The following is a 14,114-nucleotide window of genomic DNA, read 5'->3' as shown; positions in this document are numbered from 1 at the left end:
CGGGCGCCGGTCAGATGCGCCCCATGCGGGCGAAGGCATGGCGAAGGCCTGCCTCCAGGGTGTCGAAGGCAGGGCCACGCGCCTGGGCGGCGCGGTGAAGATGCAGGCCATGGGTGGGCAGGGGCGGCAGGTGCCAATCGGTGCCGATCTCGCGCAGGGCAGGGGTCAGGCGCCGACGATCGATCACACCGATGGCCATGCCGGTTTCGATGCAGGCATTGACAGCGGCGTTTGACGGGCTGACCAGAACCGGCCGCCAGAGCCGGCCCATCGCGGCCAGAGCCCGGGCCGCCGCCTGTCGATAGGGGCAGCCGGTATCATACAGCGCCAGCGGCAGCGGCGTGGCGTCCGCGCGCCCACTTTCCCTGGCCGCTCCGTCGATATCATCCGGAGGCGTCGCCGGCAGATGCCGGGCGCCGGCCCAGACCGGATCGATCCGGGCGGCGGCGCCGTCGCCAGACACATGGGGAGCCACGATCACCGCCATATCCAGGCGACCACCGGCGAAGGCCTCGGCCAATGTACCGCTGGGTGCTGTCTCAACCGATAACTCGGTGCCGGGATGGTCGGCGATCACCATCGCCAGCGCATCGCGGATGACGTCGGCGGCGTATTCATCGGGCAGGCCCAGACGGATCAGCGGCCCTTGGCGGCCGCCACGATCCAGCCGGCGCAGGATGCGATCGTTGAGTGCCAGCAGCGCCTCGGCATCGACCAGCAGGGCGTCGCCCGCCGGCGTCAGCGCCACATGGCGGTTGTCGCGATCCAAGAGCCGGGCGCCAACCAGATCCTCAAGCCGCCTGATCTGCATGCTGACCGACGCCTGACTGCGGCCCAGATGGTCGGCCGCGGCCTTGAACCGGCCAAGCCGGGCGACGCTGCGGAAACAGCGCAGCAGTTCCGGGTCGATGGTGCGTGTCATCTTCAAAAATCCTGAACAACAGCTTTCGATCATGCCATCTATACTGAAGCATAGCAAACGGCGAGGCTGGAGCACAGACGGTTCCCGCCACGCTTGAGAAGGTTTGTTCATGGTTGGTCGACGCCACTTTGCCGCCGTATCCGGCGCCATCGCCCTTGAGGCCGGGCTGGTGATCACCTGGAGTTCGGGTTTCGTCGGCGCCCGGTTGTCGGTGGATCAGGCCGCGCCGATTTTCACCATTCAGGCGTGGCGTTTTCTGGTGGCCGCCCTGGTGCTGGCGGCGCTGCCGCAGGTGCGGAGGGCCCTGACGGACACGGTGGCCGCTGGCGGTGCCGCGCGGGTTCTTTGGCGCCACGCATTGACCGGCCTGTTGGCGATCGTGGGCTATATCGGGGGGATCGTCGGGGCGATCGCCACCGGCATGCCCGTGGGCACCGCGGCATTGATCGCGGCCTTGCAGCCGCTGGCAGTGGCGGGATTGGCGTCGGCGCGCCACCGGCGCATGCCATCGCCGCGGCTGATGGCCGGGCTGGCGCTGGGGCTCGCCGGGGTCGCTGTGACACTGGGCACAGCCGGCATGTCCCCGGCTGGCGGGGCTGCGGCGGTCGACATGGTCGCGGCCGGATTGCTGGCCCTGGGGGGCACGACATGTCTGGTTGTCGCGACGCTGCGATCGACGGGCGGCCTGCCGCCAGCCGTGTCGCTGGCGGTGCAGTCGGCCGCGGCGGCTGTGGCCTTCGCGGTGGTGGTGGGGGTGAGTGATGGCGTGGCGGCCCTGTTTCCGCGCCCCACCCCCGGCATTCTGATCAGCATCGCCTGGCTGGTGGTGTTCTCCACCTTCGGCGGCTATGGCCTGTACTGGGTGTGTCTTGCCCGCAGTTCGGCGCTCAGGATCAGCTGCCTGCTGTGGCTGACCCCGCCGGTGACCAGCCTGTGGGCCTGGGCGATGTTCGGCGAGGCGCCGGCTGTTCAGGCCGTGGCGGGGCTGGCCCTCTGCCTCGCCGGCATGACGCTCACCGCTCCTCGATCTCGATCCACTTGTGTTCCACCTTCGGCTTATAGGCGGCGAAGCGCTCGATGAGCCGGGCAGGGTCGGTGTCGACCAGAAGCATGTCCAGATGCTGCGGCTTCATGAAGCCGCGCCGGGCGACATGGTGCAGGAAGGTCAGCAGCGGCTGATAGAAGTCGTCGACGTCGAGCAGGCCCACGGGCTTGGCATGGCTGCCGAGCTGCGCCCAGGTCCAGACCTCGAACAGCTCCTCGAAGGTGCCGATGCCGCCGGGCAGGGCGATGAAGCCGTCGGACAGATCGGCCATCATCGCCTTGCGTTCATGCATCGATCCCACCACCCGAAGCTCGGTGAGGCCGCGATGACCGACCTCGCGGTCTTCCAGCGATTGCGGGATAACGCCGATCGCGGTGCCGCCCGCGCTCATCACCGCATCGGCCACCTGGCCCATCAGGCCGACGCGGCCGCCGCCATAGACCAGCCCCAGATCGCGGGCGACCAGTTCACGGCCAAGCCGCCGCGCGCCTTCGGTGAAGGCCGGATTATCGCCGGGGTTGGAGCCGCAGAAGACGCAAAGCCGGTTCATAGTCTCTCCTCAATATGCCGAAGGCTGCGGAAAGCGGCCTCCAGGGGCCCCGGTGCTGCGCATATTGTGCCGGTATGCGAAACAAAAGGGCTAAAATCGGGTCCGTCGACCGTCCGGGCCGATTTTCCGCTCAGGTTGATGGCGCCAGACGTGCTACATCGAGCATGTGGGGATGATAACATCTCATCATCAAGGCGTCGTGACAGCCGGGCCGCCGAGCCCTGGCTGACGGCGGGAACCCGGCGGGGGCACGACCGGGGAATGCGTTGCGGGCCGGTTGGCTCCACATGCCTTGACGACACCCATGATCAGGTTTTAGGGGAGGAACCGATCCATGCGTATCTTCGCGTCGCTCGCCATCGTCGCGGGCATCTTTACGGCTGGCGCCGCCATGGCCGCCGATCCGGTGGTGATCAAGTTCAGCCACGTGGTGGCGGACGCGACCCCCAAGGGTCAGGGCGCGCTGATGTTCCAGAAGCTCGTGGCGGAACGCCTGGGCGATAAGGTGAAGGTCGAGGTCTATCCGAACTCGCAGTTGTTCGGGGACGGCAAGGAAATGGAAGCGCTGGCGCTGGGCGACGTTCAACTCATCGCGCCGTCGCTGTCGAAGTTCGACCGCTACACCAAGAAGCTCCAGGTCTTCGACCTGCCGTTCCTGTTCGACAACATCGCCGCCGTCGACCGGTTCCAGGCCACCGACATCGGTCGCGGGCTGCTGCGGTCGATGGAGGACAAGGGTTTCATCGGTCTCGGATACTGGCATAACGGCATGAAGCAGTTGTCGGCCAACAAGCCGCTGCGCATGCCCGAGGACGCCAAGGGCCTGAAGTTCCGCATTCAGGCCTCGGACGTGCTGCTGGCGCAGTTCGAGGCGCTGGGCGCCAACCCGCAGAAGATGGCCTTCGCCGAGGTCTATCAGGCGCTGCAGACCGGTGCCATCGACGGCGCCGAGAACCCGTATTCGAACCTGTACAGCCAGAAGTTCTTCGAGGTTCAGAAGTACATCACCGAGAGCAATCACGGTGTGCTGGACTATATGGTCGTCACCAATGCCGAGTTCTGGAACGGCCTGCCCGACGACGTCCGCAGCCAGCTTGAGACGATCATGGGCGAAGTGACGGTCGCCGTGAACAAGATGGCGAACGACATCAACGAGCGCGACAAGAAGCGGATCGCCGACAGCGGCTCGTCGGAAATCCTCACCCTCACCCGCGACGAGGTCTCGGCCTGGCGCACCGCGATGAAGCCGGTCTGGGCCAAGTTCGAGGGCGAGATCGGCCGCGACGTGATCGATGCGGCCCAGGCCGCCAATCCGGCGAGCTGACCCCGCGGGATCGCGGAAACCCTGTAACGGATGATGGCCATGATCAGCCGCATCTGGGGCCGGCTGGAGGAGGGCGCGATCGCCTTCCTCCTGGCCGCAATGACGCTGCTCACCTTCGCTCAGGTGGTGCTGCGCTATGTGTTCAACAGCGGGATGGTCTGGGCGCTGGAGGCGACCTTCTATCTCTTCGCCTGGCTGATCATGGTCGGCATCTCGTACTGCGTGCGGGTGCATGCCCATATCGGGATCGATCTGATCGTGAAGATGCTGCCGGCGGTGCCCCGGCGCACGGTCGGGCTGATCGCGATCGCGCTCTCGATCCTGTATGCCGTGCTGATGGCCTGGGGATCGTGGAATTATACCGAACGCATGATGATGCTGGGCATCGAGGCCGAGGACATCCCTGTCGAGCGCTGGATCCTGTCGATCATTCTGCCGATCGGTTTCGCGCTGCTGGGTGTGCGGCTGCTTGAACAGGGCTGGCTGGTCGCGACCGGCCGGGCCGAGGGCTTCCAGCTTGCCGATGAGGTGGCCGAGGCCATGGTGCTGGACGCGCGCGACAAGACGCCCGGGCCCGGGGACACCGGACCCGGCAGGGGAGGCCATGGCCGATGACCACAGCCTTCCTGTTCGTGGTTCTGTTCGCCTTTCTGATCATCGGCATGCCGATCGCCATGTCGCTGGGCCTGGCCAGCATTCTCACGATCATGCTGTTCGCCAATGACAGCCTGGCCTCGCTGGCGCTGAAATTCTTCCAGACCGCCGAACTCTACACCCTGCTGGCGATCCCGTTCTTCGTGCTGGCGGGCGCCTTCATGACCACCGGCGGCGTCGCCCGGCGGATGATCGATTTCGCGGTGGCCTGTACCGGCCATATGTATGGCGGCCTGGCGATCGCGTCGGTCTTCGCCTGCATGCTGTTCGCGGCCGTCTCGGGCTCGTCGCCGGCAACCGTGGTGGCGGTGGGGTCGATCGTCATCGCCGGCATGGTCAAGGCCGGCTATACCCAGAGCTTCGCCGCCGGCGTGGTCTGCAATGCCGGCACGCTGGGCATTCTGATCCCGCCATCGCTGGTGATGGTGGTCTATGCGGCGGCCACCGAAAGCTCGGTCGGCCGGCTGTTCATGGCCGGCGTCATCCCCGGCATTCTGCTGAGCGCGATGCTGGCGACCGCGATCTACATCTCGGCCCGGGTCCGCAAGATCCCCCGCCAGCCACGCGCGCCGATGCGCGAGGTGCTGCGCACCGGGCGCGAGGCGCTGTGGGGCCTGCTGCTGATCGTGATCATCATGGGCGGCATCTATGGCGGCATCTTCACCCCCACCGAGGCGGCGGCGGTGTCGGCGGTCTATGCGGCGGTGGTGGCGCTGTTCATCTATCGCGACCTGCGGTTCACAGACGTGCCACGGGTGCTGGTCGATGCGTCGAAGGTGACGGTGATGCTTCTGTTCATCATCGCCAACGCCTTCCTGTTCGCCCATGTGCTGACCACCGAGCAGATCCCGCAATCCATCGCCCGCGGCATCACCGAGGCCGGTCTGCAGCCCTGGCAGTTCCTGCTGGTGGTGAACATCATCCTGCTGGTTGCCGGCAACTTCATGGAACCGTCGGCGATCATCCTGATCCTGGCGCCGATCCTGTTCCCGATCGCCGTGGGGCTGGGCATCGATCCGGTCCATTTCGGCATCATCATGGTGGTGAACATGGAAATCGGCATGGTGACGCCACCGGTGGGGCTGAACCTGTTCGTGACATCGGGCATCACCGGCATGCCGGTGATGAGCGTGGTGCGGGCGGCATGGCCGTGGCTGATGATCCTGATCGCCTTCCTGATCATCATCACCTATATCCCCGCGGTGTCGCTGTGGCTGCCGAACACCCTGTTCGGAAACGCCGCGGTCGGCTGATCGCGCCGGCAGGCTGCACACAAAGCCCGCACGTCGCACACAGAAGAATGGCCGTCGCCCGGTGATCGGGCGGCGGCCATTCTTCTGTGGAGGCAGCGCCGGCCTATGCGGAGGCGGCGCGGGCAATCAGGCGCGCCAGAACGGCTTCGCCACCTCTTGCGCCGCATCGACCGGGTCGATGCCAAGGTCATGGAGCAGGTGGGCATCCAGATCGGCCAGGGCGCGGCGCTGCTGCGCGCGCGCGATCCAGGTGCCGATCAGGCGGATCAGAGCGGACATCCGATCGTCGGGCGCCTTTACGGTGGCGCCGGCGCGGACGGGGGGCATAACGGCTCCCGCGCAGACAGGGGCGCGGTGCCGCAGGGTCACGACGGTCATCTTCGTCATCTCCGGCTGGGGCTTTTTGGGGGGAGAGGGCCGGGGGAAGGCAGGCTGCCCTCCGACAACGGGCCGGCTGGCAAGGCTGATCATCGCGGCCGGGCGGATTGCGCGCAAACGAGGCTTTCTCGTACACTCCCTTAGGAAATCTATTCGTGGGTCACGGGACGGGAGAGCGGCACACAGAGGCCCCCCGTCCCCGTTGAATGTCGTATGCATGTCCCGGAAGCTGCCGCCCCTGAACGGCCTGCGCGCCTTTGAAGCCGCGGCGCGTTATTCAAGCTTCGCGCGCGCCGCCGAAGAGCTGAACGTGACACCGGCCGCCGTCAGCCATCAGATCAAGGGGCTGGAGGCGCATCTGGGCGTGACGCTGTTCCGGCGGCTGCCCAACGGCCTGCTGCTGACCGCCGCCGGCCATGCCTATCTGCCCGGGCTGACCGAGGGCTTCGACCGTATCGCCCGCTCCACCACAGAATTGCGTGGCCGGGGGCTGGCCGGCCGGCTGACGGTGAGCGTGCTGTCATCATTCGCCGGCCTGTGGCTGGCGCCCAGGCTGGCCCGGTTCCGTGATGCCTATCCCGATATCGAACTGTTCCTGAGCAGCGAAACCCGGATCGTCGACTTTGCGCGTGAGGCGGTGGATCTGGCGATCCGCTATGTGCCGGAGGTGTTGCCGCCGCTGGTCGGCGAGCGCCTGCTGGACGAGACCTTGAGCCCGGTGCTGAGCCCGGTTCTGCTGGAACGCGCAGGCCCCGTCGCCGATGCCGCCGCCCTGCTGGCGATGCCGTTGATCCATGATGCCGACGTGACCGGCGCGGATGTGTCGAATTCGTGGCGACGGTTCTTCGAGGTGGCAAAGGTCGTGATGCCGGCCGATCTGGAACAGGGACTGTTGATCAACGATACCGGGGTGGCGGTGGCCGCCGCCGTCGCCGGCCAGGGCGTGGTGCTGGGGCGCAGCGTTCTGGTCGCCGATCATCTGGCGGCGGGGCGGCTGGTGCGGCCGCTTTCGGTTCAGATGACCGCGGCCCAGGCCTATCATGTCGTGACCACCGAGGCCGGGCGGACCGATCCACGGATCGCCGCCTTCATCGACTGGCTGCGCGAGGAAGCGATGATCGGGCTGGTGTCGCGTCGCGATTGATGCCGGATATCCGCACGCCCGGCGCCTCATGCTTTTCCGGAGACCACCTGTCATGGCCAAGAGCAGATCCATTGCCGGTGCGTGGCGCCGCCACGCCGCAGCCCTGCTGATGCTGGCCCCGCTGCTGGCGATCACCGCATCGCCGGCGGCGGCGGCTGACGCTGCGGTCGACGGAAGGCCGGCCGATCTGGACCCGGCCACGGTGCATCCGGCCTGTTTCGACGATCTGGTGTCGCAGGCCTATAGCGGCGAGGCCAGCGTCGAGCGGGTGCTGTTGACCAACTGCCCGGGCGGCGATGCCCCGACCCGCAGCTATCGCGACCGGCGGATCTATGAACGGCCGCGCGACACCAGCCAGGGCGAGAGCTTTGCCACCGGCTGGGTGGCCAGCCGGTTCGTCGGCACCTTCGATGGCGGCCGGCTGGTCTATGAGCTGATCGACAATGGTGGCGGCACCGGCGCCTTTTCCATGCTGCTGTCGGGCCGCCTCAAGACCGGCGCCGAGGGACCGATGCTGGTCGATCTGGTGCTGGCACCGGCGGGCGATCGCTGCACCGGCGGCATCGATACTGCGGTGGCCGTCGACGACCGCTTGATGGACGTCGCCCAGTGGGTGACGCCGTTCGACGTGGTGTCGCTGATCCTGGATCTGGAGCCCGAACAGGCACCGGATGGCGTGACCGCGGCGCTTGGTGACGAGGCCGCACAGGCGGTGCCGGGATGTGCTGCCTGCTGTGTCGGCACGGTGGTGCTGCGCCTGGACGCCGCCAGCCTGAAGCCCCATGCCGGCGCCCAGACCGATCTGCCGGTGGCGGGCGAAAGCCTGCACATGACCTATGACGGTATCGGCGAGTATGACGACGGGGCGAGTGTCTGTCTGGCGAAGGTTGTTGGCGCCAGGGCGGCAGATGGTCCTGATCCGTCAGCGGATCCCGGGCGCGCGTCGAATGCCGGCACCGGCGCCGGCCTGGTGGGTGGCAGCATGGCCGATGACAATCCGGATGCCCAGGACGATATCAGAATTCCCCTGGAAGATCTGGCGGCGCTGCGCGAGCCCCTGCTCGCCTGCATCCGGGATAAAGAACACAAAAAATAAGGAATACATGGCATGCATGTGAGACATGTGCGTATGGCCATGTGAAATACATTGACACCTGCCGGCTCATGCGGAGAATTGGCATCGTGGTGGCAAAAGGACACGCACGATGATCGAGATCAAAGGCCTGACCAAGCGTTTCAGCGGCTATGACGCGCTGGTCGATATCGACCTGAACGTCCGCGACGGCGAGCTTGTGGCCCTGCTCGGACCATCGGGGTCGGGTAAGACCACGCTGTTGCGGATCATCGCGGGGCTGGAAACGGCCGACCGGGGTACGATCCGGTTCGGCGGCGAGGATGCCGGCCGGCTGGGCGCGCGGGAGCGCAAGGTCGGTTTCGTGTTCCAGCACTACGCGCTGTTCCGGCATATGTCGGTGTTCGACAATGTCGCCTTCGGGCTGACCGTCCGGCCGCGCCGCGACCGCCCGGGCCGGGCCGAGATCGCCGAGCGGGTGTCGGCGCTGCTGCGCATGGTGCAGTTGGAAAGCCTGGCCGACCGCTTCCCCAACCAGTTGTCGGGCGGTCAGCGCCAGCGCGTGGCATTGGCGCGGGCGTTGGCGATCGAGCCCCGGGTGCTGCTGCTGGATGAGCCCTTCGGCGCTCTGGATGCCAAGGTGCGCAAGGATCTGCGCCGCTGGCTGCGCCGGTTGCACGACGATCTGGGCCTGACCGGCGTGTTCGTGACCCATGACCAGGAAGAGGCGCTGGAAGTCGCCGACCGGGTGGTGGTGATGTCGCAGGGCCGGATCGAGCAGATCGGCACCCCGGCCGAGGTCTATGATCGCCCGGCGACCGCCTTCGTCTATCAGTTCTTCGGCAACGTCAACACGCTGCCGGTGACGGTGGCGGGCGGGCGGCTCAGGATTGCCGGCAGCCGTGGGGCCGCCGCATCGCTGCCTCTGCCGCTGGGGCTTGAGGCGACCCGCGCCGAAGACGGCACGCTGTATGTCCGCCCGCATGATCTGGCGATCCTGCCCGCCGGCACCGGCGACGCGATGCCCGCCACCGTCCGCCATCTGGTCGCTTTCGGCCCGTCGGTGCGGGTGGAACTGGACGTGGCCGGGCTGGACGTGATCGAGGCAGAGCTTCCGCGCGACGAGGCCGAGGCCCTGGCCCTTGCCCCCGGCCAGCCGGTAGCGCTCCAGATCCGCCGGGGGCGGTTGTTTTTCGACAACGACACCGGCTGGGATGTCGGCGTGACCGAACCGGTTGCGGCTTGAGAAGCGAGTCAGCCGGGCGATCCGGATCACGGCCATGGACAAAGCCCCTGCCAGTCTGTGGGGGCTTTCGCTCAGGCTCTGACTGATTCTGGCCGAAGAGCGCCAGTCGTCAGTCGTTTTGATCCGGGGCGTGAGGGGTTCGGTCCGGCTTATGAGCGCGCCCGTGAACCACCGCCGGGATGACGGATGCGATGGTTGCGCCGGCGAGGATTGTGGCAAGGGTCGTATGGCCGGCATTGGCGGCGAAAAGGGCCGCGATCGAGGCTGACGCTTTGTCATCAGGACACGTCATGTCAGCGGCGACGCTTTTCCGTATGGATCGCAGACCACAGATCGCCGCCGATCCGGTGCCAATCGCCTGTCAGTGCCTGCTGATCGCTTAGACGGCGGCGGGAACGTGCAGGTCTGCCGAGCGCTGCTGAAAAGACAAAGGACGGTGAGGCGAGGCCGTCCATCAGGCCCTGCAGAAAGTGACCACCGATCCGTGCGCCGCGCTTGGTAGCTGTTGCCATTGCCGCATCGATCCTGCGTGGGGGGCTCCGGCCCGGGCGGGACGCGACGGTTCAACGTCAAGCATCCCTGACCGTTCGTCTCGTATGATATATCAGGTGCCTGAGCCCACAATCAAACCCGCTTTTGCAGCCAGGCTTCCGCGCCGCGACCCAGGTTGAGGGCGGCGATGTCGCCCTCAACCGCCTCAGGCAACCGTCTCCTGCAAGGCTTGTACAGGTGGCTGCTCGTGCTGCATTGCCAGCCAGAGATCATAATTGGCCTGTAAATTCACCCAGAACCGGGCCGTGCTGGCGCCGGCCTTTTCCAGTCGTAGGGCCAGATCCGGGCTGATCCCTGCCTTGCCATTGAGAACTCTGGACAGGGCGACGCGCGACATGCACAAACGCGCCGCCGCGTCAGTGACCGACAGCGCAAGCGGCTCGAACACCATGTTCTTGAGGATTTCGCCTGGATGAGGATGCGTGTTGATCATCGTCATGCCCTCAATGATAATCCTGATAGTCGACGAGTTCGACATCGGCGCCGGCGAAGCGAAAGGTGATCCGCCAATTGCCATTGACCCAGACCGACCAATGCCCCTTCAGCGCGCCCTTGAGCGGATGAAGACGCAAGGCCGGCTGATTCAGATCCAGAGGCACCGCGGCCACGTCGAGCATCGCCAGGATCATCGACAGCTTGCGGGCATGAGCCGCTTGAATCCCACGGGTTGAGCCGGTGCGATAGAAGGCTTCGAGGCCCTTATGCCTGAATCCGATGATCATGCCGTATTGTATCCCGTATCGTTACGCGATGCAACGCGGCGCGTCACTCGACGGCGCCCGCAATCAAACCCGCTTGTGCAGCCAGGCTTCCGCGCCGCGACCCAGGTTGAGGGCGGCGATGTCGCCCTTCAGCTCGGTGACCAGCAGGCGGTCGACCTCGTCGTCGAGATATTGCGACAGCCAGCCGCGGACCATTTCGGCCGTGGCCTCAAGATCCAGCAGCCAGGCGTTTTCCATGGCATGGGCATGGGCCACCGATGCCAGCGCCTTGTGCAGCCGGTCATAGCTCTGGCCCTCGGCCCTGAGGTCGTATGTCACCAGATAGACTGCCATCGGCGGTGCGATCCCCTGTCGTGGCGGTCATCCGTCGCGCGGGCAGGTTTTGCCGGCCGGTGCCGCATTCTCTCTTAAGATGACGTTCAGGGGTCACATGTCAAAGGGCAACTCCCCGGCGATCACATGCGGCCGGTGGCTGCCGTTCCGATCGCCGGTTCACCGTTGCTCGACCCGATCCTCGATCCGGTCGTCGATCTCCCGGCCCGATAGCAGCCAGCCGCGACGCAGATCGTCGATATGCCGGGCCATCCAGCGTGACGCCTCGTCGGGATCATGCGCGCTCAGGGCGGCGAAGATCGCGCGATGCGCTTCCAGATTACGGCGGGGCGCCTGCTTCACCTGCTGGCCCAGCGCGACATAGGGCCGGAACAGAAGCTGGCCGATCGGCTCACGCGACAGCATCAGGGCCCGGTTTCCGGAAAAGGCGGCCAGCATGGTGTGGAAGGCGGTGTCGAGGCCGTCGCCGGGTTCCTCGGCCTCGACCGCCTGGGCCATCTCGGCGATATTGGCCTCCAGCGCCACGAGTTGGGCATCGGTGATGTGAACAGCGGCAAGCGATGCCGCCAGCGGTTCCAGAGCCCGCGCCACCTCCCACAATTCCTTGAACTTGACGTCATGCATCAACAGCGCGCGTTCCATGCGCGGTGAGATATCGGCCTCGCCCGGAATCGCGATCAACAGCCGCTTGCGGCCCTCGCGGCGCAGCAGGCCCTCGCTTTCAAGCTGACGGATGCCCTCGCGGACGGTCGAGCGGTTGACCCCGAAGCGCATGGCCAGCTCGGTTTCGCTCGGAAGCTGTTCGCCCGGCTTCAGCAGGCCGTCGACGATCAAGCGCTGAAGCTCTTTCGACACGACCTGATAGGCGGGAGGGATCTTCAGTTTCGCGATTTCCAGCATGGGGGCGTCCAGCTTCCGGAATGAAACGCGCCGCATCGGCACGACAGATCATTTATGCACAAACCGGCGGCCCGCTCCACGAAGCACATGTGAAGCGGGCCGCCGGCAAGGGAGGTGGTCTGGATGATCAGGGCATGGCCGGGGTGAGCCGGGCGCTAATCGGCGCCGGTGGCCGTCTCACCATGAACCTGTGGCACGGCGCGCCCGGCCGCGAAATGGTGGATGTGGCGGCCGATCTGCCAGATCATCTCGATCGCCATCAGCCCGAAGGCGACGGGAACCATGGCGATGAACGGCCAGACGGGGAAGAAGCCCGATCCGAGCTGCATCGCCCGGTCCGACCGCCAGCCGGCCAGCGCATACTGTGTGACATACCACAGGATGAACAGAAACACGGCCAGCTCCACCAGCAGCATCAGGATGGCGACCACCGTTCCCAGCCGGCGTGACAACAGGGTCGAGACGAGTTCCAGACGGGGAAAGATGCCGTCGCGATGGGCCAGCGGCAGCGCCCAGAACACCATCAGCGGAAACAGCATCCGTTCGATGATGTTATAGCCGCCGGGGATCAGGTCGACCAGCAGCACATAGCGGCCGAAGACGCTGAGCACGGTGATGATCATGATCGTGAACAGGCAGAGCCCGGCCCCGACCGAGGCCAGCCCCCATTCGAATTGTCCAAGACGGTCGTGGAGTTTCTTCATGGCCTCACCTGATGTGGCGTGGCAGCCAGGTCACGATTTCAGGAAACAGGATCGTGGCGCCGATCACGATCACGGCCGAGGCGACCGCGAATTTGGTCGCCGGCCGGAAGACCTCGGCCACCGGATGGCGCCGTGCCGCCGCCGCCGCATAGGCCGACAGCCCCACAGGCGGTGTCAGCAGGCCAAGCGCGATCATGAAGCTGGCCAGAACCCCGAACCATAGCAGGTCGATATTCGCGGCCTGCAGGATCGGCAGCACGATCGGCACGATCAGCAGGATCACCGCGGCGCTTTCCAGGATCATGCCGGCAACGAACAGGGTTGCCATCAGCACGGCCACCAGCAGTCCCGGCTGATCGACCAGCGGCTCCGCCAGCGCCAGCAGGTCGCGCGGCAGACGCGAGAAGGCCAGGAACCGCGCGAAGATCTGGGCGCCGATCACGATCAGCATCAGCATGGCCGAGATCTTGGCGCTGTCGGCCAGCGCCCGCCCCAGATCGCGCCAGCCGATACGGCGCATGAGGGTGAGCCCGACCAGGGCGGTGAAGGCGCCGATCGCGCCGGCCTCGCCCACGGTGATGATGCCGCTATAGATGCCGCCGAACACCACCAGCATCAGCGCGATCATGAACAGCGAGGCGCCAAGCGCGCCGCGCTCCAGCTCTTCGGGCTGATCGGGGCGGTCGGGCGTGCCGTCATGACCGGGGCGCAACTCTTCAAACACCGCGAGGCAGCCGATATAGACCAGCATGCACAACAGGCCCGGCCCCAGAAGCCCGATGAACAGGGCGCCGATCGGCACCGAAGTGATGGCACCATAGATGATCACGATCAGGCTGGGCGGGATCACCGCCGACAACGAGCCCGCGACCGCCGACAGACCGATGGCGAAGCGCCGGCTGTAGCCGACCCGTTCGAGTTCCGGTGCCGACAATGTGGCAAGGGACGCGGCCGACGCGGCCCCGGACCCCGAGACGGCGCCGAGCAGCCCGCCGATCACCAGCGTTGCCACGCCAAGCGGGAACCGCCGATACCCCGCCAGCCGGTGCCCGACCCGGAACAGGTCGAGCACCAGCCCGCCGCGCATCAGCAACTGGGCCATCAGCAGGTAGAGCGGGATGATCGACAGCGAATAGTTCGAGGCGGTGTAGAAGATGTCCTGCCCCAGCACGCCGTTGAGCACCCGGGGGCCGGTCCAGAGCAGAATGCCGACGATGCCGGTGCCGAACAGCACCGTCGCGACATGCTGGCCCAGCAGCAGGAAGACGCCGAACCAGCCGGCGACGATCAGGAGGATGACGTCATGAGACATGAT

17 protein-coding genes are annotated in these 14,114 nt (G+C 66.3%); 7 read left to right on the top strand and 10 right to left on the bottom strand.

Features of this window, described 5'->3' with window-relative positions; genetic code table 11:
• Positions 1–10 precede the first annotated feature (10 nt).
• A complete protein-coding gene (locus WG924_RS15280) occupies positions 11–922 on the bottom strand; it encodes a LysR family transcriptional regulator (RefSeq protein ID WP_345933911.1) in 912 nt (303 codons plus the stop codon).
• Between the two features lie 109 nt (positions 923–1,031).
• Between WG924_RS15280 and WG924_RS15275 the strand changes: the two genes are divergently transcribed.
• A complete protein-coding gene (locus tag WG924_RS15275; RefSeq protein WP_345933910.1) occupies positions 1,032–2,003 on the top strand; it encodes a DMT family transporter in 972 nt (323 codons plus the stop codon).
• On the opposite strand, the gene WG924_RS15270 is transcribed toward WG924_RS15275, so the two are convergent.
• Positions 1,936–2,517 carry an LOG family protein gene (locus tag WG924_RS15270; protein ID WP_345933909.1) on the bottom strand — a complete coding sequence of 194 codons (582 nt, stop codon included), beginning with the start codon at positions 2,515–2,517 and terminating at the stop codon, positions 1,936–1,938. The genes WG924_RS15275 and WG924_RS15270 overlap by 68 nt on opposite strands.
• A gap of 334 nt (positions 2,518–2,851) precedes the next feature.
• Here WG924_RS15270 and WG924_RS15265 point away from each other — a divergent pair, with 334 nt between their 5' ends.
• The 3 genes from WG924_RS15265 to WG924_RS15255 are packed head-to-tail and all read left to right on the top strand — an operon-like array spanning position 2,852 to position 5,748.
• Positions 2,852–3,841, top strand: coding sequence for a TRAP transporter substrate-binding protein (locus WG924_RS15265; protein ID WP_345933908.1), 990 nt, complete (start codon positions 2,852–2,854; stop codon positions 3,839–3,841).
• A 39-nt stretch (positions 3,842–3,880) separates the two neighbouring features.
• Positions 3,881–4,456, top strand: coding sequence for a TRAP transporter small permease (locus tag WG924_RS15260; protein WP_345933907.1), 576 nt, complete (start codon positions 3,881–3,883; stop codon positions 4,454–4,456).
• The gene (locus WG924_RS15255; RefSeq protein WP_345933906.1) at positions 4,453–5,748 is read left to right on the top strand and encodes a TRAP transporter large permease; all 1,296 of its coding nucleotides are present in this window, start codon (positions 4,453–4,455) and stop codon (positions 5,746–5,748) included. Before WG924_RS15260 ends, WG924_RS15255 begins: the two co-directional genes overlap by 4 nt.
• Before the next feature lie 126 nt (positions 5,749–5,874).
• On the opposite strand, the gene WG924_RS15250 is transcribed toward WG924_RS15255, so the two are convergent.
• Positions 5,875–6,126, bottom strand: coding sequence for a DUF1127 domain-containing protein (locus tag WG924_RS15250; RefSeq protein WP_229707969.1), 252 nt, complete (start codon positions 6,124–6,126; stop codon positions 5,875–5,877).
• Between the two features lie 217 nt (positions 6,127–6,343).
• On the opposite strand from WG924_RS15250, the gene gcvA reads away from it, so the two are divergent.
• The 3 genes from gcvA (at position 6,344) to WG924_RS15235 (ending at position 9,588) form a co-directional block, all read left to right on the top strand.
• Positions 6,344–7,270, top strand: coding sequence for a transcriptional regulator GcvA (gene gcvA, locus WG924_RS15245; protein WP_345933905.1), 927 nt, complete (start codon positions 6,344–6,346; stop codon positions 7,268–7,270).
• Positions 7,271–7,322: 52 nt separating this feature from the next.
• Positions 7,323–8,366: a hypothetical protein gene (locus WG924_RS15240; protein ID WP_345933904.1), complete on the top strand. Its 1,044-nt coding sequence runs from the start codon at positions 7,323–7,325 to the stop codon at positions 8,364–8,366.
• 109 nt (positions 8,367–8,475) lie between these two features.
• Complete coding sequence (locus tag WG924_RS15235; protein ID WP_345933903.1) at positions 8,476–9,588, top strand: sulfate/molybdate ABC transporter ATP-binding protein; 1,113 nt, start codon at positions 8,476–8,478, stop codon at positions 9,586–9,588.
• A gap of 293 nt (positions 9,589–9,881) precedes the next feature.
• On the opposite strand, the gene WG924_RS15230 is transcribed toward WG924_RS15235, so the two are convergent.
• From WG924_RS15230 to WG924_RS15200, 7 genes are all read right to left on the bottom strand, one after another.
• Positions 9,882–10,100 carry a hypothetical protein gene (locus WG924_RS15230; RefSeq protein WP_345933902.1) on the bottom strand — a complete coding sequence of 73 codons (219 nt, stop codon included), beginning with the start codon at positions 10,098–10,100 and terminating at the stop codon, positions 9,882–9,884.
• A gap of 185 nt (positions 10,101–10,285) precedes the next feature.
• Positions 10,286–10,573, bottom strand: a complete 288-nt coding sequence (locus WG924_RS15225) for a HigA family addiction module antitoxin (protein ID WP_345934135.1) — start codon at positions 10,571–10,573, stop codon at positions 10,286–10,288.
• Between the two features lie 10 nt (positions 10,574–10,583).
• Complete coding sequence (locus WG924_RS15220; protein WP_345933901.1) at positions 10,584–10,862, bottom strand: type II toxin-antitoxin system RelE/ParE family toxin; 279 nt, start codon at positions 10,860–10,862, stop codon at positions 10,584–10,586.
• Between the two features lie 63 nt (positions 10,863–10,925).
• Entirely contained in the window at positions 10,926–11,195 is a 270-nt protein-coding gene (locus tag WG924_RS15215; protein WP_345933900.1) for a hypothetical protein, read from the bottom strand.
• 159 nt (positions 11,196–11,354) lie between these two features.
• Positions 11,355–12,131 (bottom strand): FadR/GntR family transcriptional regulator, encoded by a 777-nt coding sequence (locus WG924_RS15210; protein WP_345933899.1) that lies wholly within the window; start codon positions 12,129–12,131, stop codon positions 11,355–11,357.
• Positions 12,132–12,250: 119 nt separating this feature from the next.
• Complete coding sequence (locus tag WG924_RS15205) at positions 12,251–12,799, bottom strand: TRAP transporter small permease (RefSeq protein ID WP_345933898.1); 549 nt, start codon at positions 12,797–12,799, stop codon at positions 12,251–12,253.
• Between the two features lie 4 nt (positions 12,800–12,803).
• Positions 12,804–14,111: a TRAP transporter large permease gene (locus tag WG924_RS15200; protein WP_345933897.1), complete on the bottom strand. Its 1,308-nt coding sequence runs from the start codon at positions 14,109–14,111 to the stop codon at positions 12,804–12,806.
• Positions 14,112–14,114: the final 3 nt, after the last annotated feature.

Source organism: Tistrella arctica (genome assembly GCF_039630945.1).
In the GTDB taxonomy this organism is placed as follows: Bacteria; Pseudomonadota; Alphaproteobacteria; order Tistrellales; family Tistrellaceae; genus Tistrella; species Tistrella bauzanensis.
The sequence above is the reverse complement of the archived record's forward strand: the minus strand, read 5'-3'. Positions and strand labels throughout refer to the sequence as shown.